This is a genomic window from Streptomyces sp. HUAS MG56 (assembly GCF_058673395.1).
On the sequence record NZ_CM178722.1, the window covers coordinates 571,077 to 596,125 of the forward strand.

Genomic DNA, 25,049 nt, shown 5'->3' on the forward strand with positions numbered 1-25,049 from the left:
ACGCCCTCGTGGTGGAGAGTGGCGTTCTGGTATGCAGGAGGGGAAGGAAGGCCGTGGCGGAGGAGACGGGGGTGACGCCGTGGCGGAGTACCACGTGGACTGGCCGTGGCTGTTGGCGAGGCCGGACGTGCGCGGGGACGAGGCCCTGCGCGGGGTGAAGGAGGCCGGATCCGCTCCGGACCGGGAGCGGTGGTTGGGCGTTCTGTCCGACGCCGCGTCCGGCGCCGACCCGGCAGCGGTCGAGCGCTACGCGATCGGCCTGGCGCAGGCCAGCCGGTACGCCGAGTCGCTCACGTTCTGGCGGCTGCTGGTGGAGCATCTGCCGGGAACCGCACGCGTCCGGCTGAACATGGCCTCCTGTCTGATGAGTGCCGGGCGCCTGGACGAATGCGCCCATGTGATGGAGGAGTGCGCCCGGCGCTGCCGTGACGACGATCCGGCCTACCCGATCGTCCGCCGACGGCTGGCGGAACTGGAGGGACTGCGCGGTCAGTTGGGCAGGGAGCAGCGCCTGCTGGAGGTCCGTGCGGACGCCTACCGGGAGCTGGCCGCCCAGGGCCGTGCCTCGCTCGCGGACCTCAAGGAGCTGTGCCGGATCCTGGCCACCCTCGCTCAGCAGCCGGGCAGCGGTGTCACCGCGTCCGAGGTGGCGGAGGTCGCGGAGCGGATCCACGCCCAGGCACCGGACGACGTGGGAGGACTGGAACTCCTCGGCATGGCACGGATACTGGCGGACGACCAGGACGGAACGGCTGAGGTTCTGCGCCGGCTGGAGCGGGTCGCCCCGGACTCGCCGGTGCTCGCGGCCGCGCGCGAGCAGGTGACCGACCCCGGATTCCGCGAGCGCTCGGGCGAGCTGAAGCGCCGCTGGGACGACATCTGCCGCCGGGCCTCCGACGGCGACCCCGGTGCCGAGGACGAGCTCCGCCGCGAGCTCCGTAGCCACCCGCACGTCGAGCAGCTCGGGGTCGGCCTGCTCTTCGCCGTGTACGGCCGGGCTGCGGACGGCCGCGGGGACTACGACGAGGCGCGCCGGCTCGCCCTCGAACTCGCCGCCACTCCACGGGCGGGACACCACACCCACTTCCACGTCGCGCAGTTCCTCTGGAACCTCGGCGAACGCGACGAGGCACGGCGGCAGTTCGGCCTCGCGCTGGCGACCTCGGAGACCGAGGAGGATCGCGAGACCGTACGGCTGGCCGCGCGTACCGTCGGCGCGGAGATCGGCAATCCGGCGGGGGGCGTGGGTGGGTGACCGCGAGCGGCGCGTTGCCGCGCTGCTGATGGAGGCGGACAGTCTGCGGCGAGCCGAGTACGTGCTCTTCACTCATGCACCGGGCATCGATCTCGCCGTACTGGTACGGGAGTTGCAGGACGGGCGGCGCGCCTTCGAGAGGGCCGGGCAGGCGAAGGCGGCGGCGCTGGTGGACTTCTATGTGTCGCTGGTGGAGGAGCTCACACCGGCACTGCGGGAGGCCGACCGGCGTCGTGGGGCGGAGTCCGCCGACACCTGGGAACCCATCGAGCGGGACGCCTCCAGGCTGATGACGCAGGGGCGACTGGACGCCGCCCTGGAACTGGTGCGGTCCGCGGGCGCTACGCTGCCCCCGGACTCCTATGCCGTCGGGCGGATGTTCGGGATGGAGTGGCGGGTCGCCGAGGCCATGGGGGCCGCCGGGCGTCACCGCGATGCACTGCGGATCCTGGACGGCCTCGCCCGGGAGATCGGCACCACCGACGATGTGATCCAGCCCGGCCTGCGGCTGCGCCTGCACCGGTTACGCGGCGGGCTGTACCGGGCGGAGGGCGAGTACGAACGCGCCTGTTCCGAGTACCGGGCGGCGCTCGATGCCGTGTCGTCGATCGGGGACACCGGCGATGAGCTCGATATTCGAAGCGAGTTGGCGGATGCTCACGCTGCCGCCGGGCGGAGCCGGCCGGCGGTGCGGGAGTGCCGCCGGGTACTGACCCGCGCCGAGGCGGTGGGCGCCGGACCGGTACCACGGGCGCGGGCGCTCAACCGGCTCGGAGAGGCGTACCGGCAGGCGGGGGACGCCGCGGCGGCCCGGCGCTGCTTCCGGCGCACGCTGGAGCTGGCCGGTGACGCCGGGGTCGATGACCCGCGCGTGCTGCGGGCGGCGGAGGCCTGGGTCGGGCTCGGGGACCTGCTGGTGGACGAGGACGACCACGCGGGGGCCGCGGAGGCGTATTTCCAGGGCCTGTTGAAGTCGATGACGGTCAATCGGGACGCCATCGCGCAGGGTATGGGGATGGTGGCGTCGCGCATGGAACGGCTCAGGGCTCCGGAGGCGGAGCTGCTGCTGCGCACGGCGCAGGTGTTTCGCGACTCGTTCCCCAAGGACGGCCGGTACTGGGGGCATCATCTGCCGTTCCGGCTGGCCGAGGCGGAGGCGCTGGCCGCGTCGGGAGACACGGGCGGCGCGGCCGCGGCGTTGCGGGTACTGCGGCGGGAGGCGCTCGGGCGCCGGGCCGATCTGGCGACGCTGCTGCGACTTGAGGTGCGGCTGGCGAGGACGCTGTGGACCGACAGGACGGACGGGGCGGGCGAGGCCGGCGGGGCGGGCGCGGATTCGCGATCGGGCGGCGGTGCGGACCGGCAGGCGGCCTTCGACCTGTTGTGGGCGCGACGCTGCGAGCTGCGGCGTACGGTCTCCGGACGTGGCGGCGAGGCGCGGGAGGACCTGTCCGCGCTGGTGACGCGGCACCAGGAGTGCTACGGCCTGCTGATCGGCATGCTGCTCGACCACGACGGGGCCGGGCTCGCCGTGCCGGAGGGAAAGCCGGAGGGCGAGCCGCAAGGAGTCGGGGCGGTCGAGCTCGCCTTCGATCTCCATGAGGAGTACCGGGCGTGGGCCGAGGGGGCCTCGGCGCCCACGGGTGTGCCCGGGACACCGGCGACCTTGCGTGAACTGCGGGCCTGCCTGGCAGCGGATCCGGACGCCCGCCACTGCGCGTTCGTCTCCTACTTCTGTTGCGCTGAGAGCGGCGACGAGGGCGGCTGCGTCATCTTCGTCGTCCACGCCGACACCGGACGGCTGACGGTCTTTCAATCAGCGCTGGGCGGGCACGAGATGCAGCGTGCGGCGGGACGGCTGCGGCGGGCCTTCGACGGGGACGCGGACGCCTTCCCGCCGTTGCCTCCGCTTCCGGCACGGCGGCCGTGGCGCCGGAAGCTGGACTTCTTCGAGGACTTGGCGCCGGGGCTGCTGGCCTTCCTGCCCTCGGTGACGGGACGGGAGCTGCTCTGTGTCGCGGCCGACCCGGCGCTGCAAGCACTGCCCCTGGCGGCGCTGCCACTGCCGTCGGCGGACGAGGACGCCCGGGGAGGCCGGCCGCCGCTCGCCCACCGCCACGCCGTCGTTCAGGTGTCCAGCGCCACCGCCCTGCTGCGTACGGTCGCCCGGCCCCCCGCTCCGGCCGACGGCGGCGTCCTGGTCTCGGGCGTCGCGGCCGAGGAGGACCCGGACCCGGAGCGCCTGGAGCACGACATCGACTTCATCGCCCCCGGGCACGCCGGCCGGGACGCGGTGACCGAAGTCGGCCGGCTGTCCGCCACCCCGGACGCCGTACTGGCCGCTCTGCGCGCCGCACGCGTCGCCCACCTCACCGGGCACGGCTGGTTCGACCGCGCCGAGCCGCTCGACTCCGGGCTGTTGCTGGCCCACGACGGGCAGCGCCCGAGCAAGTACCCACCGGAGGTGGAGATCCGGACCCGGCTCCGGCACCTGCTGACCGCCCGTCATGTACTGGACGCCGGGCTGCGGTTGGACCTGCTCACACTGCGCGCCTGCTCCACGGCACGCCGCGATCTGCACAGCACCGGGGACCTCCAGGGGCTGGCCCACCTCCTTCAGGCCTCCGGTGTGCGGTCGGTCGTCGGCACGTTGTGGGACGTGGACGACACCAGTTCACGACGGCTCTTCGCGGACTTCTACCGCCGGCTGTCCACCACCCCCGAAACACCCTGGCGGGCGCTGTGGGATGCCCAGCGCGCGATGCTCGCGGGGGACGACACGCCCTACGACACGCCCTGGCAGCGTCACCCGTACCATTGGGCCGCGCTCGCGCTCTTCGGAGATTGGAGAATCCGGTGACATCGCCGACGCCGTTCGCCCAGGCAGACCTCACAGACCGTGAAGTCATCCTCATCCTCCAGGAGTTGACGGAGGAGCTGACAACCGGCGCGGCCGCGGATTCGATGCCGCTGGACCAGGAGGAGGCGCTCCTCCTGCTGGACGCCCTGCGCGGCGCCCGGCCGGAGTCAGAGTCGCAGGCGGCCACGGCCGTCCCCGAGGGTGCTGCGGCCTCTGCCGCCGCCCGCCGCCTGCTCGCTGTGCTCGCCGAGGAGCCCGCCGGTGCGGACTTCGCCGCCGAGCTGCTCGCCGATCCACCCAACGACTCGCGGCTCGGCGGCGAACTGGCCGTTCCGGGCGTCGTCGTTCTGGCCGGTACGGTGGCCTGGCTCCAGACGAAGGTCGACATCCGCTTCAAACGAGGCGGCGGCAAGACCGAGTTCGAGTTCCGGCTGGGCAAGGAGGCCGCCGACGGGTCCACACTGCGTGAGCTGGCCGCCGCCGTCGCCCGTCTGCTCGGCTGGTCCCGGCAGTAGTCACCACCCGTACTCGCCCAGCCGACGGACCGGCCGGGGCATGGAGCCGGGAGCGAGGACCGGCGAGGCCCGGACGATCGTACGTCCCCCCGCACCTCGTCTCGCCTTGCCGCTCAACCCGGCGCGGCAGCCGGCCACCAGGTCACCCTCGTTACCAAATGCGGACAGAACCCGATGAACAACTCGCGTTCAAACGCCATCTGACGGGGTGTGACGAACTGCGGATCCGGCCTGCCGCCCTGTGGGGGAGCAGGTGGAAGTGCCGCATCCTGGTATCCCATGGGGGGCTCCATCATGACCACGCGCCGTACTCGCCATACCGCCCGCACCGCCCGTTCCGCCGCACTGGTGGCGGTCGCCGCCGCTGCGGCACTCTCGCTGACCGCCTGTCAGGGCGGGGCCAAGGACGCCGCCACCGGCTCGGGGAAGAAGGTCTCCAGCTCCCCCTCCGCCTCCCGCCCCGCCGGTAACGATGATGCGCCCAGCAACGCCGAGGCCGGCGTGCCGACGTCGACGGCCACCGCGCATCACTCCGGCACCGCACCCGCCTCCGGGACCGGAAAGGCGTCCCCGGTCCGCACCCGGACCCTGGTGGACGGCAGCAAGGCCGAGATCTACGAGCTCGGCACCCAGCACTACCGCGCCAAGATCGTCCACGGCGGTGAGGTCCTGGCGACGCTGGAGACGAACCAGCACGACGCCGGGCTCGACGCCAACGACATGTTCGTCGTACTCACGCTGGACGGCCAGATCCACTCCTGGATGGGCGGCGGACACCAGGCACCGGGCACCTTCAAACTTGCGGGCGGCTGGACCGCCAAGGTCACGAAGCTCGGCGACGACCGGTACCGCGCACAGATCCTCGGCAACGACGGCGCGGTGGACGGGACGCTGGACGCGAACCAGCACGACGTCGGGCTCGACGCCAACGGCGTATACGTCGTGCTCAGCTTCGGCGGCGTGATCAGCGCCCACATGTAAGGGCCGTCAGCATTGCCTTCCTCCGCAGTCCATTGCAACGCCGCATTGCATTCGGCTGCAGCGCCATTGCATCAATTTACCGCCATTCACCTGGGGAAATGAGGTTTGATTGATTGACAGCCATTCCGAACTCGCCGTAGCTTTCGAGCCGTGTTAAACACGTACTATCGCGAGATGAGGAACGGCCATGGGTGAATCGCTCCACACCGTCACAGCTCTGCCGGAGGCCCGTCGGCCCGGGTGCCCCTTCGATCCGCCGGCAGAGCTGATCGACGCCCGTCGGCACGGCCCCATCAGCCGCTACACCCACCCCGGCGGCAGACCCGGCTGGCTGATCACCGGATACGACCTGGTCAGGTCGGTCCTGGCCGACTCGCGGTTCAGCTCACGCAAGGAACTTCTCAACGTGGGCGACTTCGAGGTTCCTCCGGCACCGCCCGGCGAGTTCCTCCTCACGGACGACCCACTGCACAGGCGCTACCGGAAGCCGCTGATGGGCAAGTTCACGGTACGGCGGATGCAACAGCTCACCGAGCGCGTCGAGCAGATCACCGCCGCCCGCCTGGACGCCATGGAGAAAGCCGGGCCGCCGACGGACCTGGTGACCGCGTTCGCCAAGCCCATCCCCGCCATCATCATCTGTGAGTTGCTGGGGGTGCCGTACGAGGACCGGGGTTCCTTCCAGGAACAGATCGACGCGTTCCTCGGCGGGGAGACAACCGAGGAGGAGCTGATAGCGGCCTACACCGCGACCCAGGAATACCTCGCGGGGCTGGTGGCCGCCAAGCGCGCGAACCCCACCGACGACGTACTCAGCGACCTCACCGACAGCGATCTGACGGAGGAGGAGCTGAGGGGGATCGCTCTGATTCTGCTGGCAGCCGGGTTCGACACCACCGCGAACATGCTGGCGCTGGGCACCTTCGCGCTGCTGCGCAACCCGGAGCAACTGGCCGCGCTGCGTGCCGATCCCGCGCTCATCGACCGGGCCGTGGAGGAACTGCTGCGGTACCTGAGCGTCGCCAAGACGTTCATGAGGACCGCGCTCGTGGACATCGAGCTGGGCGGACAGACCATCGAGGCGGGCACGACGGTCGTGCTGTCGTACAACACCGCCAACCGCGACCCCGAGCGCTTCACTGATCCCCACCTGCTCGACCTCCACAGGCAGGACGGCGGGCACCTGGCCTTCGGTCACGGCATCCACCAGTGCCTGGGACAGCAGTTGGCCCGCGTCGAGATGCGGGTCGCGTTCCCCGCACTGCTCAACCGCTTCCCCACGCTGCGCCTGGCCGTCCCCGCCGAAGAGGTCGGCCTGCGCCCGGAGACCGCGGACATCTACGGGGTGAAGAGCCTCCCGGTCACCTGGGACGCGTGACCGCGCGCCGGTGAGACGAAGCCCGGGGACACGCCCCAGGACCGCGTGTCCGGACTCGCCGCCGGCGACCCGAGCGCGGTAGGACCGGCCCCTGGACCCGACCGGGAGTGACACGACGGCCGCCGGGACGACGGCCGTCGTGCGGCGGGGGCACCGACAATCCGGGTGCGCTCCGCCAGCCGGTCCTGGCAAGATCCAAGTATGCCGATCGTCGACGTGTCGCCCGGAGTGTCCATCGCCTACGAGTGCTTCGGCGACCCCGGCGACCCCCCTGTGCTGCTCGTGATGGGCTTCGGCGCTCAGATGATCGCCTGGCACGAGGACTTCTGCCGTGCGCTGGCAGAGCGTGGCCGCTTCGTGATCCGGTACGACAACCGCGACAGCGGCCTGTCCACCAGGTTCGACGATCGCCCCGTCGACATCAGTCAGTTCATCGCCGCTGTGAGCTCGGGAGACATCCGTTCCGCCCTCGCGATGGTTCCCTACGGATTGCAGGACATGGCCGACGACGGCCTGGGCCTGCTCGCCGCGCTCGGCATCGAACGCGCTCACGTGGTCGGCGCGTCGATGGGCGGCATGATCGCCCAGACGATGGCCATCACCCAGCCGGAGCGAGTGCTGACACTGACGTCGATGATGTCCTCGACGGGTGAGAGCGAGTACGGCCGGCCCAGCCCCGAGGCCCAGGCGGCGCTGTTCAGCCCGAAGCCGCCGGACCGCGAGGGGTACATCGCCGCGGCGGATCGGGAACTGGTGTGGGCGTCCAAGCGCTACGGCGACCCCGCGGCCGTTCGAAAGCTGGCTGCCGACAGCTACGACCGCGCCTACTACCCTGCCGGGGTGGGACGTCAGCTCGGAGCGATGATCCTCAGCGGCTCACGCGCAGACGCACTCCGGGAACTGCGGGTGCCGACCCTGGTGATCCACGGCCTGGACGACACGCTGATCGACGTCAGCGGCGGGCAACGCACCGCCGACCTGGTGCCCGGCGCCAAGCTCCTTCTGGTCCCCGACATGGGGCACGACCGCCCACGCGAGCTCTGGCCCGTACTCATCGATGCCGTGGGAGCCCACACCAGCTGAGCGTGCACGGCGGTGCGGGCAGACCGACCAACACATCCAGCACCGTGCGCAGTTCGAACGGCTCGGCCGGGATGGGATGGGCGGGATCGTACGGCAGCGACGCGACGGGGTCGACCGCGGGGGCCGTGCCCTGCGGGCCGGCCGCAGGGCACGGCGTGGGCAAGGAGCGCGCCGTTGTCGGGCGGCAGGGTGCCGAGGTCGTTGCCGAGCCGCCGCAGTGACGCCGCGAGCAGGTCGATCGAGTGAGCGAACCCGCGGAACCCCAGGTGCCCTCCACAAGGACCTTCCTCGCGCCAAACGGCAGACGACCTCGACTCAGGCAGCCGAGGAATGTTGGGCCACGCACATTTGACTCCACGTCACCCCTGCCAGATGTCGACCACCGATGGGGCCACCGCACCGGCCTGGGCGTGGCCCGCGCGGGCGGCGGCCGGGCGCCGGGTGTCGTCCGCCAGGTTGCGGCCCATCGTGCGTCGCGCAGGGCGGTCCGGTGACAGCAGGAGGACGCGCGTGCCGTCGTCGGACAGTTCCGCGGCCTGCCGCGACGCGCTCGGATGCGGCCCGACCGCCTGCGGGATCGGCACGACCGCCAGCACCCGCCGGTACCCGCGTGCCAGCTGGAGGTTGGCGGTCGAACGGCTGCCGCCGTCCATCCAGCGTCGGCCGGCCACGGTGACGGGCGGCCATACGACGGGTACGGCGCAGCTCGCCGCGACCGCTTCGAGGAGTGTCGTTCCGGAGCGCGAGTCGAACACTTCGAGTTGTCCGGTCCGTGCGTCGACCGCGGTGATGCGCAGCTCGCGCTCGGGCCAGTCGCGGACGTCGCCCAGAAGCGTGCCGACCGTGTCGAAGACGTCCGACTCCGGGCCGGTCCTGGCGTGCAGCGCTGCCCGGCCGAGGCGTTGGACGGATCGGTGGGGATCGCGGGAGCCCAGCGCCGCCCAGAGGAAGCGCGCCGTCTGGCGCGCGGTCACCGGCAGTTGGACCGCGTCCGCTCCCTTCAGCTGACGCTCGTACAGATCCGCGGCCGGGACGCCGGCCAGGAGCCGGGATCCGAAGACGGCACCGGCGGATGTGCCGATCACGACGTCGGCGCTGCGGAGATCGATCCCAGCTTCGGTGAGCCCTGCGAGCACTCCGGCCAGCCAGGCCCCGCCCACCGGTCCGCCGCCGCCGAGTACGAGTGCTGTGTCGGACACGTTTCCCCCCTGCCCCGTGAACGGCATGCCCATGACGCCCGCGAACGGCGCGTCCGCGGGAAGCGAAACGGGGAGTAGTCCCCGGTTGCCGTGTTGACGATAGCATCCGTACCGGGGAATGTTCCCCGGTACGGGGGTCGAGGTGAGGGAGACATGATGGGCGACCGTCCACCGGCAGGACGCCGCGACGCGCTGCGCAACCGGAAGCTGCTGACGGACAAGGCCCGCGAGGTCTTCGCCGAACAGGGCCTGGATGCCCCGCTCGATGACATCGCACGGCGGGCGGGCGTGGGCAACGCCACCCTCTATCGCCACTTTCCGAGCCGTGCCGCGCTCGTCGACGAGGTCTTCCGGGATGCGCTCACCGAGACCACGGCGGCGGGCGAGCGGGCACGAACCGCGGAGGACGCGTGGACGGGACTGACGGAGTACCTATGCGCGGTGTTCACGGGCTTGGCCGCAGACCGCGGCGCCAACGACCTGATGACCACGAACCTGGAAGGCGTCACCTCCCTGGAGGCGATCCACGCCCACAACCGCACCACCGTCGACGGGCTGATCCGGCGCGGTCAGGAGCAGGGCACCATCCGCCCGGACCTCACCACCGAGGACCTGCTCTTCGCGCTGGCAGCCCTGGGCCGGGCTGTTCCCGCGCTCACCACGGTCGCTCCGGATGCCTGGCTCCGCCCGCTCGCCCTCCTCCTCGACGGCCTGCGCGCCCACCCCGCCACGCCCCCTCTGCCGACACCGGCCCTCACGCCCGCCCATCTCGGCACGGTCCTGCTCAATCTGGGCCCGCACAGGCGGCGTTGAGAGGTATTTCAGTTCCCGGGGCTCGCCAGGGCGGAGTCCACGTCCATGCGACCGTGGATGACGAGGTTGGCGTCTTCGGTGAGGCGGGCGAGGAGACCGGTCCTGCAGAAGCCGTCGGCGGTGAAGGCGCGGGCATTCCGGTCGGGGGCCTTGTAGTAGCCGCGCAGGGTGCAGGGGCCGCGGGTCCAGAGCTGTCCGGGGGTGCCCGCCGGTACGTCGCTGCCGTGCGAGTCGGTGATGCGGATCTCGTCCCCGGGCGAGAGAGGGCGACCGTGCGTGTGCCGGACGACCTCGTCGGTGTCGGTGAGGCGGGTGAGCGAGAGCAGTCCCTCAGCCATCTCGAAGACCTGCTGGAGACGGCAGTCGAAGGCCTGCGGGATGCGCGCCGCCAGTTCGGGGTGGGGGCGTGCGCCGCCGATCTGGATGAGGCGCAGGCTGGAGAGGCCCGCGCCGGCCGTCGAGGAGGCGTCCAGCCACAGGTGCGCGTCGGCGGGGACGAGGGTGGTGACGGTGACCTTCTCCGTCTCGATCACACGGAAGGCATCGGCGGGGTCCGGTTCGTCGATCAGTACGACGGTGCCGCCGCCGGCGAGGGTGCCGACGATGCCGGGACAGCCGAAGGTGAGGTTGGACGAGGCCGGGAGGGCCGCGAGGTAGACGTCTTCGGGGCCGAGGCCGATCAGTTCGGCTGCGGCTCGGGTCTGGTACGCGTAGTCGTTGTGGGTGCGCGGGACCAGCTCGGGTGCGGCGGCGCTCCCGCCCGACAGCAGGAAGAACGCGACGTCGTCGGGGTTGTACGTGCGGTCCGGGTCGCGCGGCGCGTCCACGGAGTGGAGGGGGAAGAACAGGCATCCGCTGGGCGCGGTGGCGAAGCCTCCTCGGGTGTCTCCGGGGTCGTGGAGGGTGAAGGCACGGCGCAGACGCGGATGGTCGACGCTGATCTCCGCGGCCATTGCGGCGTGGTCGAAGCCGCGGTGGAGGGTGGGGCCGATGTAGGCAGCGGCTTCGGTGAGGCGCGCGAGACATCCGATCTCGTCGGCGCGGTGCGAGGTGGGCGCGAACACCGGGAGGGCACCGGCCCGCATGAGGGCGTAGACGGTGATGACGAACTCGGGCACATTCGGAAGCTGGACGATGACCCGGTCGCCGGGACGGATGCCCCGGAGCGTGAGCCCGGCGGCCACACGGTCGACGCGGCGGTTCAGTTCGCGGTAGGTGAGGCGACGATCGCCGTGGACGAGGGCGGTGCGCGTGGCGTACGTGCGGGCGTGCTCGGCGAGGAGTTGGGGCAGGGCGGCGCCCTGGTAGTAACCGTGGTCGTAGTAGCGGCCGTTGATCTCGGGCAGGAGCGGGGTGCAGCCGTCCAGCATGGTGCGGACTCCTTCCTGGTGGCGTGGATCGCCGACCGTGCGTACGCGTCCCGCGCCATCCGTGTCCGTCCGCGCCGGCCGATCGTCAGTGTCGTGGATACGATCCCGGGTCGGGCAGTAGAGGATCATCCGAGGAACTGCCTGGTGCGGCGGTGCGGTCGACCAACGGCGGCCCGGAGATCACCGCGTCGGCCCGGCAGTGCGCGCCAGGGTTAAGGTGCCTCTGTGGAGCGGATCCTGGTGGTGGGAGTGACCGGTGCGGGTAAGTCGACGCTCTCCCGGGCCCTGAGCGGTCGTCTGGGCCTGCGGTACCACGAGATGGACGCTCTGTACTTCAACGGCCCCGGCTGGGCGGTGAACAACAGGTTCGCCGAGGAGGTGTCGAGGCTCTCCGCCGAGCCCGGCTGGGTCATCGATTCCCTCGGCCATCCCGAGGTCCGCGACCAGCTGTGGGAGCGGGCCGACACTGTGATCTGGCTGGACTATCCCAGACGTGTCATCATGCCCCGCGTGCTGCGCCGGTCCCTCCGGCGCACCATCACACGCGAGGTTCTCTTCGGCGGCAACAGGGAGACCTGGACCGACTGGCTGACACGGGAGCATCCGGCCTGGTGGGCGTGGTCCCAGCACGCGTCCCGCCACGCCGAGGTCGAACGCCGTGTCCACGACCCCCGCTTCGCCCCTCTCGACACCATCCGCTTCCGCCACCCCGACGAAACCGGTGCGTGGCTGGCATCGCTCTGACCTGACCGGCCGTCTCGGCCCCCAGCCTCATCACAACGCAGGCCCCCTCTCGCCGGTTCAAGCACCAGGGGGCAGGCCAGCGCCTGTCGTGCGCGCCTTCGCCTGACACAGCGGAACGGACACGACCCCTCAACTTCCCTCGCAGAGCCCGTACGCGGCTGGAGGTGCCGCCGCACCGTCATATGTCCAAGGCGTCGACCCTGCCGAGGACAGTCCCGGTGGCCCGTGGCACCGCCGAGCAGGCCCTGCTGGAATGGGGCATCGGACAGCGGCACCACGTCGTGGCCCCGGCCCTGCTGATCCTCAGCCCCCAGCAGCACCCCGCAGCGGCCCCGACGCGGTACGCCGCTTCTCCGGCGCGATCGGCTGGGTCGTCGCCCGCGGCAGCGGGCCGGTCGTCCTCGACCTTGGCGAACTGCGCGGCCGGTCCGCCGAGGGCCGGCTGGCCATCACCGAGGCCGCCCGCCGCCTCGCCGGTTCCGGCCGCGGCCTGGAGCCGGCCGGACTGACCCCACCGCACGTTCGTACCGTCCCGTCCTCCTCGCCATGCCTATGAAATTGCTAACATTGGAAATTAGGAAGGTCGTCACCGCTGAATATGAGCGGCCCGGCCGCTCGGTGCGGGTTCGGCTCTGCCGGTGCCGCACGCGAGGATGGGTCGCATGTTCTTGACGAGTGGGTGGATGCGATGCCGAGTGCACCGGCTGGTGGGGCCGTGCCGTGCTGGACGGGGGGCGGCACGGTGAGTGCGCCGCTGTACCAGCTGAAGGCCGAGTTCTTCAAAACGCTCGGCCACCCGGTCCGCATCCGCGTCCTGGAGTTGCTGAGCGAGCGCGAGCACGCGGTCGCGGAGATGCTGCCCGAGGTGAAGGTCGAGCCCTCGCACCTGTCCCAGCAACTGGCCGTGCTGCGCCGGGCGAACCTGGTGCGCACCCGCAAGGAGGGGTCGAACGTGTACTACTCCCTCGCCAGCCCCCAGGTCGCGGACCTGCTGAGGGTGGCCCGGTCCATCCTGTCCGGCGTGCTGGCGGGACAGGCCGAGCTGCTCGCCGATCTACAGGCCGCCCAGCCGGAACGGAAGGCGCCGTCGTGACGACGGCGCCCTGACCGGCGGCGGTCACTCTCGACGGCACCGTCATCTGGCACACGAAACCGTTCCGGCCCGGTCCAGGACCGTACAGCAAGCGGCAAAGCCTGATGAAAGTAGGCAAAACACCGGAAAAGCGTCGTAACTCCAGCCGCTGGTTGCCTGGTTGGTCACCTGCGGAAGCCGGCATCACCAGCCAGGAGAGGTTCAATGGGCCTGTTGCGCAAGATCCGGAGCACCGGTCGGGTCGCCGAGCCCGCACCGCCACGCCCGCAGGGCGAAGTACCGCCCACGGCACGGCAGTTGCGGGGTTCGGTGCAGGTGCGCTGTGTGGACGCGGGTTCCTGCAACGGCTGCGAGATCGAGATCGCCGCCGCGTTCAACCCGGTGTACGACGCTGAGCGGTACGGGGCGCGGCTGGTGGCCTCGCCCCGGCACGCGGACGTGGCGCTGGTGACCGGCCCGGTAACCCGGAACATGGCCGAGCCGCTGCGCCGTACGGTCGCCGCGATGGGCGAGCCCCGGCTGGTCGTCGCGGTCGGGGACTGCGCGATCGACTGCGGGGAGTTCGCGGGCGGGTACGGCGTCGAGGGCGCGGTCGGCGATGTCGTGCCGGTGGATCTGGCGGTGCCGGGGTGCCCGCCCGAGCCGGAGGCGATCGTCGCGGCGCTCAGGAGGGTGACCGGCCGGTGAGCGCGATCCCGGCCGCCCTCGCGACGGCCGTCGGGCTTGGCGGTGCGGGTGCGGCGGCCGGGCTGGTTCTGCCGTATCGGGCACGGGTTCCCGTCGTCGGGGTGCTGACGGCCGCCGTGGGAGTGGCGGGCGCGGTGGCGGGTGCGGCCGCACTGGGCGGAAGCCGGTGGTCGGACACGTTCCCCGCACTGGTGCCGCTGGCCGGGGCGCACATGGCGGTGGATGCGCTGGCGGGCTGGTTCATGGCGGTGGCGGGGGCCGTCGTGGCCGCGGTCGCGGCGTACGGCATCGGGTACGCGGCCGGGCACGGCGCGCACGGGCTCGGCTCGCGGACGGCGCAGGCGGTGCTGCCGCTGTTCGCGCTCAGCCTGGTTCTCGTACCGGTGGCGGCTTCGGTGTCCACGTTCCTGCTGCTGTGGGAGTTGATGGCGCTCGGGTCGCTGGCACTGGTACTGGCCGAGCATCGGGAACGGGGCTCGGTACGGCAGGCCGGTGTCTGGTACGCGGTGATGACACACCTCGGGCTGGTGCTGCTGCTGGCCGGGTTGGCGCTGTTCGCCGCGCAGGCCGGTGGAGAGACCTTCGCCGCGCTGCGGGCGGGCGCGCACCACATGTCGCCGGCCGTGCGCGGGCTCGTCTTCGTCCTCGTGGCGCTGGCGTTCTCCTCGAAGGCGGGCGCGGCACCGCTGCACGCCTGGCTGCCGCGGGCGCACCCCGAAGCCCCCAGCCCCGTCTCGGCGTTGATGAGCGCCGCGATGGTCAACGTCGGCGTGTACGGCCTGGTCCGCACCGGGCTCGATCTGCTCGGCGGCGGTCCGGCGTGGTGGTGGCTGGGGCTGTTGGCGGTGGGCGGAATCAGTGCCGTGTACGGCATCCTCCAGGCGGCGATGGCCTCCGATCTGAAGCGGCTGCTGGCGTACTCGACCAGCGAGAACATGGGCCTGGTCCTGATCGGGCTCGGGGCGTCCGGGCTGTTCGCCCACTACGGCGACAAGCCGCTGGCCGCGCTGGCCCTGGCGGCGGCGCTGCTGCACGTCGTCAACCACTCGGCGTTCAAGGCCCTGTTGTTCTGCGCGGCCGGGTCGGTCCTGCGCGCCACAGGCTTGCGTGATCTGGACCGCCTCGGCGGGCTGCGGGCCCGGATGCCCGCCACGGCCGGGTTCTTCGCGCTGGCCGCGCTCGGCGCGGTGGCACTGCCGCCGGGCAACGGTTTCATCAGCGAGTGGCTGCTGCTGCAGTCCCTCATCCACGGACTGAAGGTGCCAGGTGTCGCGGTCGCCGTCGTGCTGCCCCTGTCGGTGGCGCTGATCGCGTTGTCGGCCGGGATCGCGGCGGCCGTGTTCGTGAAGGCGCTCGGGGTCGGTTTCTTCGCCCGGCCGCGCGATGAGCGGGCCGCCGCCGCGCGGGAGGCGCCACCGCTGATGCTCGCCGGGATGGGCCTGCTCGCCGCGGGGATCGTGGCGCTCGCAGTGGTGCCGGGTCTGCTGGGCGCGCGTCTCGACCGGGCCGTGGGCGCGGTCGGGCTGCCGGGCAGCGGGGCACTGACGGGCGGCGGGCTGAAGGTGCGGCTGACGGACATCTCCGCGTCGCTGTCGCCGCTGTGGGTGGTGGCCGCTCTCACCGCCGCGATGCTGCTCGCGGTCGGGCTGCCACGGCTCTACCGTCGCCGTCGGCGCCGGGCGAACGCCCGGCTGTGGGACTGCGGGGGCGGTGCGCCGACGCCGCGCATGGCGTACACGGCGACCTCGTTCGCCGAGCCGCTGCAACGCGTCTTCGACGACGTGCTCGCCCCGGAGCAGGACGTGGACGTCACCCCGGTGCGGGAGTCGGCGTACCTGGTGGAACGGGTCCGCTTCCAGAACCGGGTGCCCGACCGGATCGAGCACCGGCTGTACGAGCCGGTGCTGGGCGCGCTCGCCAGGACGGGTCAGGCGGCCCGCAGGCTGGCGGGCGGCAGCGTGCACCTGTATCTCGGCTACGGCTTCGCCGGGCTGGTCGTCCTGTTGTCGGCACTCGCGGTGGGCTGGTGATGAACGCAATCGGGTACGTGGCCGTCGTCGGCCAGGTCGTGGTCGTGGCGGTGGGGGCACCGCTGCTGACCGGGTGGATGCGGCAGGTGCGGGCCCGGCTGGAGGGCCGGGCCGGGGCCGGGGTGCTCCAGCCCTGGCGGGATGCGCGCAAACTGCTGCGCAAGGAGCCCATCACTCCGGTGGGCACCGGACCCGCGTTCCGGGCCGCCCCCGCCCTGCTGGTCGCCACCACCGTCGTGGCCGCCGCGCTGGTGCCGTTGCTGTCCACCGACACCCCGGTCAGCGGGCACGCGGACCTGATCGTGGTGGTGGCGCTGGTCTCGCTCGGCACGCTCAGCCTCGCTCTGGCCGGGCTGGACACGGGCACCGCGTTCGGCGGGATGGGCGCCTCGCGGGAGATGACGGTCGCCTCCCTGGTCGAGCCGACCCTGCTGCTGTCGGTGTTCGCGCTGTCGATACCGGCCGGGACGACCAACGTTCCCGCGATCGTCTCCGGCGCCATCCACCAGCCGGCCCGACTGGCCTCACCGGCCGGGCTGCTGGCTGTCGCCGCCCTCGCCGTCGCCGTACTCGCGGAGACCGGCCGGATCCCGGTCGACAACCCCTCCACCCACCTCGAACTGACCATGATCCACGAGGCGATGGTGCTGGAGTACGCAGGACCCGATCTCGCGCTGGTCGAACTCGGCGCGCAGATGCGGCTGACGCTGCTGCTCGGGCTGCTGTCCTCGCTGTTCGTGCCGTGGGGCATCGCCACCGGCCCCTCCTGGGCCGCCCTGTTCGTGGCGCTGGCGCTGTTCGCGGTGAAGGTGGCGGTGCTCGGGGCCGTGCTGGCGTCGGCCGAGGTGATCTGGGCCAAGATCCGCCTGTTCCGCGTGCCCGAACTGCTCGCCGGTTCCTTCCTGCTGGCGCTGCTCGCGGTGACCGCCTCGTACTTCCTGAACGGAGCCGCATGAGCACCGGCCTGTACACCCAGCTCCTCGATCTGGCGTGCGGCGCCTTCCTGCTGGCGGCCGTACTCGTGCTGTGGCGCCGTGAACTCGCCGCGATCGTCCGCGTGTTCGCCCTTCAGGGCGTCGCCCTGGCCGCGATCGGCCTGCTGCTCGGCGCGCACGAGGAACGGTGGGACCTGACCGCCGTGGGCCTCGCTGTCGGGGTGCTGCGGGCGGGCGTACTGCCGTATCTGATCCGGCGCGCGCTGGCCGCACTGGCCGCCGACCGCGGGAGCGAGGAGGTCCGCGAGACCCAGCCGCTGGTCAACATCGCCGCCTCCCTGCTCACCGCGGCCCTGCTGACCCTGCTCGCCTACGCCGTGGCCCGGCCCCTGACCGACCTGAACCCGACGCCGGCCACCCGCGCCCTGCCGGTCGGCCTCGCCGTCGTCCTGATCGGCTTCTTCGTCCTGGTCACCCGCAGACGCGCACTCGCCCAGGTGGTCGGCTTCCTGCTGCTGGACAACGGCATCACCGCCACCGCCTTCCTGGCCACCTCCGGCGTCCCCCTGATCGTCGAACTCGGGGTCTCCTTCGACGTACTGCTCGCGGTGCTGGTGCTGCAGATCCTCACCACCCGGATGCGGGAGGCGTTCGGCACGACCGACATCGACGACCTGCGGGAGCTGCACGACTGATGCCGTATCAATCAGGAGGGGCCGCGCTGCTGTTGGCCGCTCCGGTCGCCGCGCCGCTGGTGGTCGCCGCCGCGTACGCGCTGACCGGGACACAAGCACCTCACGCGCCGGTGGGCGCGCCCGAACAGCCCGTGGCGATCGCGGAGACGGCTCTCCGGCCGGCCGGGGAACCCGAGTCCGGGCCGGTCCCTCGGCGGTATCCGGCGGACTGGGCCGCACTCGCCTCGCCCGTGGCGATCCTGCTGTGCGGGAGCCTGCTGGCGGCGGGAGTCCTCGACAAGGGGCCGCGAACCGCCTACTCCGGGCTGCTGCGGGCCGACGCCCTGACCGCCTGGATGCTGCTCGTCGTCGGGGCCGTCGCCCTCATCGCGTGCGGAACGGCGCCGGCGTATCTGGCGGGCGAGCGGGCGGCCGGACGGGCGAGTGAGCGCACGGTCTGGCGCTACCACGTGCTCGTGCAGGCGTTCCTGGCGGCGATGTGCCTGGCCGTGGTGACCGCCAACCTCGGCGTGCTGTGGGTCGCCATCGAGGCCACCACCATCGTCACCGCGTTCCTCGTCGGCCACCGCCGCACCCGCACCTCGGTGGAGGCGGCCTGGAAGTACGTGGTGATCTGCTCGGCCGGGATCGCGCTCGCCTTCCTCGGTACCGTGCTGATCTACTACGCGGCCCGGCAGGCCGGCATCGCCGAGGCATGGGCACTGGACTGGCCCACCCTCGTGGCCCGTGCCGACCGGCTCGACCCGGCGGTCACCCGGCTCGGCATCACGCTCGTCGTCCTCGGCTTCGGCGCCAAGGCCGGTCTGATCCCCCTGCACGCCTGGCTGCCCGACGCCCACAGCCAGGCACCCGCGCCGGTCTCCGCGCTGATGTCCGGGGTGCTGCTGTCGGTCGCCTTCGCCGCGATCCTGCGGTACCGGGTCATCGCCGACGCGGCCTTGGGCACGGACTTCACGCGTGTCCTGCTCGCCGGGATCGCCCTGCTCACCCTCGCCCTCGCCGCCGGTCTGCTGCTGGCCCAGCGTGACTACAAGCGGATGCTCGCCTACTCCAGCATGGAACACATGAGCCTGATCGCCCTCGGCGCGGCGATCGGCGGCCCGCTGGCCCTGGCGGCCGTGCTGCTGCACATCGCCGGGCACGGGCTGGCCAAGTCGGCGGCCTTCTGCGCCTCCGGCCGCATCCTCCAGCTGACCGGCACCACCAGGATCGGCCGGGTCCGCGGGCTGCTCGCCCAGGCGCCGTCCCTGGGCGGGGTGTTCGGGTTCGCAGTGGTGGCGCTGATGGCCTTCCCGCCGTTCAGCCTGTTCGCCTCCGAACTCGGCATCGCCCGGGCCGGTTTCGCCGCCGGGTCCGGGCTGGCCTGGGTGACGGCGGCGGCCCTGCTCCTGGTGCTGACCGCCTTCGCCGCACTCGCCGCCCGTTGCGCCCGGATGCTGCTCGGCCCCGCGACGGCTCCCCCCGCCGGCTCGGGCGGGCCGGGCGTGTGGCCGCTGGTCCTGGGTCTGGTGGCCTGCGCCGCGCTGGGCACCGCCACCGGCCCGCTCACCGACCTGCTGCACGCCGCCGCCCAGGCGATCGGAGGCCACTGACCCGATGCGCACCACGCACGAGATCAGCCTCGTCGAACTGCCCCGAAGGGCCGAGGAGTTGCTGACCGGCGGGCACCGCCTCGCCCTGGTCGCCGCCCATCACGACGAACGCGGCATCCGGGTGGTGTACGTGTTCGCGGCGGGGCCGCCCGACACCCGCACCGAACTGCACGTCCGCCTCGACCCCGACCGTCCCGCACTGCCGACGCTGGCCCATCTCTCCTTCCCGGCGGGCCGGTTCGAACGTGAGATGCGCGACCTGTTCGGCATCGTCCCGCAGCACCACCCGCTGCCCCATCGCCTGGTACGGCACTTCCACTGGCCCCGCGGCTGGTATCCGATGCACCCCGACGCCGGACCGCCGCCGCCCTTCGGCGAACAGGAGGGCCTCTACCCCTTCCTTGAGGTCGAGGGCGACGGCGTCTACGAGATCCCCGTCGGACCGGTGCACGCCGGGCTCATCGAGCCGGGCCACTTCCGCTTCTCCGTCGTCGGCGAGACCATCCTGCGGCTCAAGGCCCGCCTGTGGTTCGTTCACAAGGGCATCGAGAAGCTCTTCCAGGGCCGCACGATCGCCGCCGGTCTGCCGCTGGCCGAACGCGTCAGCGGCGACACCGCGGTCGGCCACGCCCTGGCCTACTGCCTGGCCGTCGAGGAGGCCACGGGCACCGTAGTACCCGCCGAGGCCCAGCGGGCCCGCGCGATGCTGCTGGAGCTGGAGCGGATCCACAACCACGTCGCCGATCTCGGGATGCTCTGCAACGACGTCGGCCACGGCATCCTCAACGCCCATGCCCAGCGTGTCCGCGAACAGCTCCTGCGCCTGAACCGGCGGACCACCGGCCACCGGCTGCTGCGCGGCGGCGTCGTGCCCGGCGGAGCCGTCCTCCAGTCCGTGCCCGACCCGCGGGCCCTGCGGACGATCGGCGAGGACATCCGCGAGATCACCGACCTCGCCCTCGGCCACTCGACGGTGCGCGACCGCTTCACCGGCACCGCCGTCCTGAAGACCCGGGCAGCCCGGGAGATCGGCTGCCTCGGCTACGTCGCCCGCGCCAGCGGCCTCGCCCACGACGCCCGCGCCGCGCACCCCTTCACCGACTACGGCGCACGCCTGGACGTCCCCGTCCACACCGACGGCGACGTCCTGGCCCGCTTCCTCGTGCGCGCCGAGGAGATCGACACGTCCCTCGCCCTGGTCCGGCACCTGGCCGACGGCCTCACCGCCGCGCGCACCGTCGTGGGGCTCTCCCCCGCGCCCGGTGACCGGGCCGGTGACGGTGTGGGGCTGGTGGAGGGCTGGCGCGGCACCATCGCCACGCGCGTCGAACTCGCGGCCGACGGCACTCTGACCCGGGTCAAACCGGTCGACCCGTCCTTCTTCAACTGGCCCGCCCTGCCCGTCGCGCTGGCCGACACGATCGTCCCCGACTTCCCACTGACGAACAAGAGCTTCAACCTCTCCTACGCGGGCAACGACCTCTGAAGAGGACCTGCCTTCGGCGGCGGTCCACGCGTCGGGGGTGTCCAGGAGGCGGATGCCGAACTTGGCGGCGCCGCCGGGCTGGGGGTGGATGGACAGGGTACGGCGTGCGGCTCTTCAGCGCCCAGGGCACGGAGAAGGCGTACTCGACCAGGTGGTGGTCGCAGTAGGGCACACGCGCCTCCAGCCCCTGCACGATGCTCAACCGGTCCTTGCCGTAGAGGAGTTGGCGCAGCCAGCGGGTCAGCGACAGGTGCTGCAGCTCGCGCTGACGGTGCTCGGCGGGCGTCTCGCCGTCGGCATGCGGTACGGCGGCCAGGGCGCTCGCGTACGTGTCGTCGCGGAACTCACCGATGCGCAGGTCGAGTTCGGGGTTGAGCGGCATGGCGACTCGTCGCCGGTGACCACGCCCACCGGCAGCTCCTGTGTGTCCATGGCCGTACGGCAGACGATGTCGACCACGACCAGGAGCACCGCCCCGAAGAGGGCCGAGACCGGCGCGGGCACCATCGACAGCACGAGCACCGGCACAGCCAGCAGCGCGGTGACGAGAAGCCGGTTCTCCTCCCGGCGGGCGTCCACGTCCTCGTCGTCCCCGTCGCCCTCGTGGCCCTTCTCGCCCCCGTGCTCCTCGGGCGGTTGCGGCAGGGCGGCCGTGTACCCGGCCTTCTCCACCGCCACGACGAGTTCCTCGGGCGCGATCTGAGGCGGATGGCGCACCCGGCCCGCCCGGTGGCCAGATTGACGGTCGCCGTGACCCCGTCCAGCCTGCCAAGTGTCTTCTCGACCCGCCGCACACATGCCGCGCAGGTCATACCGCCGACGGTCAGATCCGTTGTCATCAGGGTGACCACGGCTTCCGCACCACCGCACCAGCGCCGGAGAAAGAGGGGGAAGAAGATTGCCTCGACTCGTGCATCAACCGCGTCTCCGGATCACGTCGTACGGCGTCGGCCGGATCGAGCCGTACCGCTTCATGTGTCGGACCGGCCGACAACCGAGTTCCGGAGAGGAGAGGTGGCGCAGGTCACGCGGGGAGCGGTCAGACCCGTACGTCCCGCGCAGCGCACCGCAGGCGAAGGGGAGAAACCCCGCCGGCCGACCGTGGGCGTCCGGACCGTGCGGTCCGGGCGCCCCTTACGGTTTCCGCGTCACCGCGGACCGGCCGTCAGTAGCGAATGACCGGCGGCCGTTGGGCGGGCGTGTGCGGCGCACGGACGGTGCCGCTCGGCGTCATGGAGAAGGAGCCGCCGGACAGCGGTCCCGGTGCATAGCCGCCGCTGGTGAAGGCCTGGGGATTCGTCGCGTCGAACGACTTGCCGTCCACCGTCACACCCGAGAAGTCCAGCTTGCCGAAGGACGGATAGCTCTGGGTGGGGGATTCGATGACCGCTTCGGCGCTGGCGTTGCCGGCGCCGAGGTTCTTGGTGACGTGTTCGGTCCAGCCCTTGGTGTTGTCGGTGAGGGTCAGCGTGTAGCTGCCGCCGCCTTTGGAGACCACTGAGGCGGTGATGCTGTCGCCTTCGGAGACCGGGTTGTTCCAGTACACCGGGGCGGCAGGGTACATCTCGTACCAGGCGGAGAGAACCGGCGACCCGCTGGAGCAGTCGGTCTGTACGCCGGTCTGCTCCACCGTCTGCGAACCGTAGCCGTCCAGGCCGACCCAGGGGGCGAACAGGTCGTTGGTGCTGTTGCACGTGACGTGCGGTTCGGTCCAGGAGCCGCTGATGGTGCCGAAGCTGCCGGTGGCGACGTATCCGCCCCAGTTGCTGTCCTGGAATCCTCCGTCGAGCGGGCCGAAACCCGTACCGGTGGCGGCCGCTGACGTTCCGGCACATGCCGGGACGAGAGCGACGGCGGCGAGGAGCAGCCCCGCGGCTGCCGCTCGGCCGGTGAAACGACTGCGTCTGGTTTCTGTGTACGTGCCCATGTAACCGGTCTCCTGTGGGGGATGGAGTCGATGATCGGGGGCCTGTCAGACCGGGGTTCATCGTGGGTGTGGCCTGCGTGAACCCTCAAGAGCCAGGCGCCAACCGGAACCCGCCATGGCGAGAACATGACACAATGACCGGGTGGCGAGTACCGCTCGTCGAGCCTCGCCACCCGGAGCCGAAGGGCGGTCAGGGTGTTCCCAGCCGGTTTCCACACTGCGTCAGGCGGAGCCCAGCCGCCGGCGCCCATGCGCGCGGCTTCGGGTGGTCTGCTCGAAGGCCTCGGCATTCCTGAAGCGGAACAGAACACCTATCTTCGTGTCCTCGCATCTGCGCACTGTACGACAGCCGATCTCGCCACCGAGTCAGGCATCACGGCGGACCGCGCCGAACGGCTGCTGACCGCGCTCGCCCGACAGGGCCTGGTCACCCGGCACGACGGCGTCCCGGTCCGCTGGTCGGCCACGGCGCCCGACGTCGCCGTCGAGGCACTGCTGCTGCGCCGGGAGGAGGAACTGCTGCGCACCCGCGGCCGGGTGGGCGAGCTGATGCGGACCTACCGGAGGGCCCAGCCACCGCAGAGTGCCGATCTGGTGGAGGTGGTCACCGGACAGGCAGCCATCGCCGAGCGCTGGCGGCAGATGCAGGACGGTGCACGCCGTCATCTCCTGCTGTTCGACAAACCCCCGCACATCTCCCCCACCGACACCGAACTGGAGCGCTCCCTGCTGGCCCGTAGAGTGCGGATCCGCGCGGTGTACGAGGCCGGCTCGGTCAGCGCCCCCGGCCGACTGGCCGAGATCCGTGAGGTGGTGGGGGCCGGGGAGGAGGCGCGGATACTGCCCGAACTCCCCTGCAAGCTGGCCATGGTGGACGACCGCTGGGCGATGCTGCCGGTGGCCACCGGCTCCGAGTTGCAGGCCGCGGTGCTGGTCCGCGCCTCGTCCCTGCTGGACGCGCTGACCGGGATGTTCGAGGCGTACTGGCATCGGGCGGTACGGGTGCCGGACGCCGGCGGCCCGGCGCTCCGCGCGGGGAACCGCCGGGGGGAACTGCTGACGCTGCTGTCGGCAGGGTTCACCGACGACAGCATCGCCCGCCAGTTGGGCGTTTCACCGCGCACCGTCCAGCGGTGGGTGCACGAGGTGATGGACGACCTCGGGGCGCGGACCCGCTTCCAGGCGGGCATCCAGGCGGCCCGGGCCGGACTGCTCTAGTACGCCACGGGACGACCGCCACCACCACAGCCGCAGCCGTGAACATGACGCCCGGCCCGCCGCTACGGGGGAGAGCGACGGGCCGGACACTTCACGATGCCAGACTCCCCCGCTCCCGCGACAGAAGCGAAATGGCCAGGCGAACGCTGTCACAGTCGGCGAGCACGACCGGCCTCCCGCTCCACGCCCGTCACGGCTTCAGGCGAGGCCGGACGGTCTGCGTGGCGGTGGGACGGCACGGAGCAGCTCCCACAGGGGGCGTGAGCCGGATGCCCACACCCCTAAGGCGTGGCGGTCGACGACGTGCAGCCGCTGCTGTTCGGCGAAGGCCACGGCGGGCGCGGTGACGCGGCCGTTCGTGACGATCACCGCGATGTCGGCGCCGTGGACCTGGCGGGCGGTGCCGTTGAGGACCTGGAGGTCCGGTGTGCCGACCGCGGAGCCGGCCAGGCCGTTGCGCCGGTGTTTGCACTGGATCACCCAGCGCCGCCCGTAGGGGTCGGTGGCCTTCACGTCGGCGCCGAGGTCCCCGCCGCCGCCGACGCGGAGCGCGTCCTGGCAGCCGTCACGGCGCATCAGGTCCCGCACCGCGTCCTCGAACCGGGTGTGATGCAGGGCGTCCAACTCGGGCAGCGCGTACCGCAGGCCCTGCGCACGCACCGCTTCCCAGCGCGCGCCCTGCTGCCGTTGGTAGAACCAGCCCCCACCGACCAGCGCCGCGAGCACGGCGACGACGGCCAGGATCCACCAGTGCGCCAGCAGCCAGTTCACGACGGCCACCACCAGCGTGATGCCCAGGACCGCGGCCACGAGGAGACCGATCAGCCGGTCGTCCGCACGTTGGCGCCGACTTCTGGCAGGTCTTCGGGTACGCCGCCGCGTCTGCGGGCGCCCCTTACGGGTCCGGGGGCTCACCGGCCGACCCCTCTGACGCCGCTCGCCGGCTGCGTCAGAACGTCGAGGACGCTCCGGCCCGCCGGAGTGGGACGCCGTAACCAGAAGAAGACGACGACCGTGAGCAGCCCTGCCACGTCCATGGTCAGCAACCGTCCATACCTCCCCCGATGACCGGCCATCACCCCACAGGGAACGCGCTGCCGCCACCCCGGCCTTCATGTGTAGCGGCGCCTCGGCGATACGGGAGGCTGGTTGCCGACGAATGGCACAAACCCATCGGACCTGGCCGAA

At 71.9% G+C, this 25,049-nt stretch carries 22 protein-coding genes and 2 pseudogenes; 17 read left to right on the forward strand and 7 right to left on the reverse strand.

Annotated features, from left to right (window positions below; genetic code table 11):
- The first annotated feature begins 79 nt into the window (after positions 1 to 79).
- From AC4OXY_RS02835 to AC4OXY_RS02860, 6 genes are all read left to right on the forward strand, one after another.
- Positions 80 to 1,255: a tetratricopeptide repeat protein gene (locus AC4OXY_RS02835; protein ID WP_491993052.1), complete on the forward strand. Its 1,176-nt coding sequence runs from the start codon at positions 80 to 82 to the stop codon at positions 1,253 to 1,255.
- Positions 1,248 to 4,115, forward strand: coding sequence for a CHAT domain-containing protein (locus tag AC4OXY_RS02840; protein ID WP_491993053.1), 2,868 nt, complete (start codon positions 1,248 to 1,250; stop codon positions 4,113 to 4,115). Before AC4OXY_RS02835 ends, AC4OXY_RS02840 begins: the two co-directional genes overlap by 8 nt.
- A complete protein-coding gene (locus AC4OXY_RS02845) occupies positions 4,112 to 4,630 on the forward strand; it encodes a hypothetical protein (protein WP_362818091.1) in 519 nt (172 codons plus the stop codon). Before AC4OXY_RS02840 ends, AC4OXY_RS02845 begins: the two co-directional genes overlap by 4 nt.
- A gap of 294 nt (positions 4,631 to 4,924) precedes the next feature.
- A complete protein-coding gene (locus AC4OXY_RS02850) occupies positions 4,925 to 5,611 on the forward strand; it encodes a hypothetical protein (protein WP_491994772.1) in 687 nt (228 codons plus the stop codon).
- A gap of 187 nt (positions 5,612 to 5,798) precedes the next feature.
- On the forward strand, positions 5,799 to 6,989 hold the full coding sequence (locus AC4OXY_RS02855) for a cytochrome P450 (RefSeq protein WP_491993054.1): 1,191 nt from the start codon (positions 5,799 to 5,801) through the stop codon (positions 6,987 to 6,989).
- Between the two features lie 201 nt (positions 6,990 to 7,190).
- A complete protein-coding gene (locus tag AC4OXY_RS02860) occupies positions 7,191 to 8,072 on the forward strand; it encodes an alpha/beta fold hydrolase (protein WP_491993055.1) in 882 nt (293 codons plus the stop codon).
- Positions 8,073 to 8,431: 359 nt separating this feature from the next.
- Here AC4OXY_RS02860 and AC4OXY_RS02865 read toward each other — a convergent pair whose 3' ends face one another.
- Positions 8,432 to 9,271, reverse strand: a complete 840-nt coding sequence (locus tag AC4OXY_RS02865) for a patatin-like phospholipase family protein (protein ID WP_491993056.1) — start codon at positions 9,269 to 9,271, stop codon at positions 8,432 to 8,434.
- Between the two features lie 156 nt (positions 9,272 to 9,427).
- On the opposite strand from AC4OXY_RS02865, the gene AC4OXY_RS02870 reads away from it, so the two are divergent.
- Positions 9,428 to 10,084 carry a TetR/AcrR family transcriptional regulator gene (locus AC4OXY_RS02870; protein WP_362818118.1) on the forward strand — a complete coding sequence of 219 codons (657 nt, stop codon included), beginning with the start codon at positions 9,428 to 9,430 and terminating at the stop codon, positions 10,082 to 10,084.
- An 8-nt stretch (positions 10,085 to 10,092) separates the two neighbouring features.
- On the opposite strand, the gene AC4OXY_RS02875 is transcribed toward AC4OXY_RS02870, so the two are convergent.
- Positions 10,093 to 11,454 carry a (2,3-dihydroxybenzoyl)adenylate synthase gene (locus tag AC4OXY_RS02875; RefSeq protein WP_491993057.1) on the reverse strand — a complete coding sequence of 454 codons (1,362 nt, stop codon included), beginning with the start codon at positions 11,452 to 11,454 and terminating at the stop codon, positions 10,093 to 10,095.
- Positions 11,455 to 11,679: 225 nt separating this feature from the next.
- On the opposite strand from AC4OXY_RS02875, the gene AC4OXY_RS02880 reads away from it, so the two are divergent.
- From AC4OXY_RS02880 to AC4OXY_RS02920, 9 genes are all read left to right on the forward strand, one after another.
- Positions 11,680 to 12,198 carry a P-loop NTPase family protein gene (locus AC4OXY_RS02880; RefSeq protein ID WP_362818082.1) on the forward strand — a complete coding sequence of 173 codons (519 nt, stop codon included), beginning with the start codon at positions 11,680 to 11,682 and terminating at the stop codon, positions 12,196 to 12,198.
- A gap of 253 nt (positions 12,199 to 12,451) precedes the next feature.
- Entirely contained in the window at positions 12,452 to 12,754 is a 303-nt protein-coding gene (locus AC4OXY_RS02885) for a hypothetical protein (RefSeq protein WP_356038496.1), read from the forward strand.
- Between the two features lie 186 nt (positions 12,755 to 12,940).
- On the forward strand, positions 12,941 to 13,291 hold the full coding sequence (locus tag AC4OXY_RS02890) for an ArsR/SmtB family transcription factor (RefSeq protein WP_362818078.1): 351 nt from the start codon (positions 12,941 to 12,943) through the stop codon (positions 13,289 to 13,291).
- Between the two features lie 204 nt (positions 13,292 to 13,495).
- Complete coding sequence (locus AC4OXY_RS02895; RefSeq protein WP_376295436.1) at positions 13,496 to 13,978, forward strand: NADH-quinone oxidoreductase subunit B family protein; 483 nt, start codon at positions 13,496 to 13,498, stop codon at positions 13,976 to 13,978.
- A complete protein-coding gene (locus AC4OXY_RS02900; protein WP_491993058.1) occupies positions 13,975 to 16,008 on the forward strand; it encodes a proton-conducting transporter transmembrane domain-containing protein in 2,034 nt (677 codons plus the stop codon). Before AC4OXY_RS02895 ends, AC4OXY_RS02900 begins: the two co-directional genes overlap by 4 nt.
- Complete coding sequence (locus AC4OXY_RS02905) at positions 16,008 to 16,964, forward strand: respiratory chain complex I subunit 1 family protein (RefSeq protein ID WP_402065399.1); 957 nt, start codon at positions 16,008 to 16,010, stop codon at positions 16,962 to 16,964. Before AC4OXY_RS02900 ends, AC4OXY_RS02905 begins: the two co-directional genes overlap by 1 nt.
- Positions 16,961 to 17,638 carry a hypothetical protein gene (locus tag AC4OXY_RS02910; RefSeq protein ID WP_356039179.1) on the forward strand — a complete coding sequence of 226 codons (678 nt, stop codon included), beginning with the start codon at positions 16,961 to 16,963 and terminating at the stop codon, positions 17,636 to 17,638. The genes AC4OXY_RS02905 and AC4OXY_RS02910 overlap by 4 nt, the downstream gene beginning before the upstream one ends.
- Positions 17,638 to 19,230, forward strand: coding sequence for a proton-conducting transporter transmembrane domain-containing protein (locus AC4OXY_RS02915; protein ID WP_491993059.1), 1,593 nt, complete (start codon positions 17,638 to 17,640; stop codon positions 19,228 to 19,230). The genes AC4OXY_RS02910 and AC4OXY_RS02915 overlap by 1 nt, the downstream gene beginning before the upstream one ends.
- 4 nt (positions 19,231 to 19,234) lie before the next feature.
- Positions 19,235 to 20,716, forward strand: coding sequence for a hydrogenase large subunit (locus AC4OXY_RS02920; RefSeq protein WP_356039187.1), 1,482 nt, complete (start codon positions 19,235 to 19,237; stop codon positions 20,714 to 20,716).
- Here the strand turns inward: AC4OXY_RS02920 and AC4OXY_RS02925 are convergent.
- The 4 genes and pseudogenes from AC4OXY_RS02925 to AC4OXY_RS02940 form a co-directional block, all read right to left on the reverse strand.
- Complete coding sequence (locus tag AC4OXY_RS02925) at positions 20,685 to 21,098, reverse strand: asparagine synthase-related protein (RefSeq protein WP_491993060.1); 414 nt, start codon at positions 21,096 to 21,098, stop codon at positions 20,685 to 20,687. The two genes, AC4OXY_RS02920 and AC4OXY_RS02925, sit on opposite strands and share 32 nt — an antisense overlap.
- Positions 21,099 to 21,112: 14 nt before the next feature.
- Positions 21,113 to 21,211 (reverse strand): annotated as a pseudogene (locus AC4OXY_RS02930) (iron chelate uptake ABC transporter family permease subunit); the annotation flags it as partial.
- Positions 21,212 to 21,555 (reverse strand): annotated as a pseudogene (locus tag AC4OXY_RS02935) (cation transporter); the annotation flags it as partial. It lies immediately after the preceding pseudogene.
- Positions 21,556 to 21,881: 326 nt separating this feature from the next.
- Positions 21,882 to 22,643 carry a G1 family glutamic endopeptidase gene (locus AC4OXY_RS02940; RefSeq protein WP_491993061.1) on the reverse strand — a complete coding sequence of 254 codons (762 nt, stop codon included), beginning with the start codon at positions 22,641 to 22,643 and terminating at the stop codon, positions 21,882 to 21,884.
- A 249-nt stretch (positions 22,644 to 22,892) separates the two neighbouring features.
- On the opposite strand from AC4OXY_RS02940, the gene AC4OXY_RS02945 reads away from it, so the two are divergent.
- Complete coding sequence (locus AC4OXY_RS02945; RefSeq protein WP_362818064.1) at positions 22,893 to 23,861, forward strand: helix-turn-helix domain-containing protein; 969 nt, start codon at positions 22,893 to 22,895, stop codon at positions 23,859 to 23,861.
- Between the two features lie 198 nt (positions 23,862 to 24,059).
- On the opposite strand, the gene AC4OXY_RS02950 is transcribed toward AC4OXY_RS02945, so the two are convergent.
- Positions 24,060 to 24,776 (reverse strand): restriction endonuclease, encoded by a 717-nt coding sequence (locus AC4OXY_RS02950; protein ID WP_362818061.1) that lies wholly within the window; start codon positions 24,774 to 24,776, stop codon positions 24,060 to 24,062.
- Between the last annotated feature and the right edge of the window lie 273 nt (positions 24,777 to 25,049).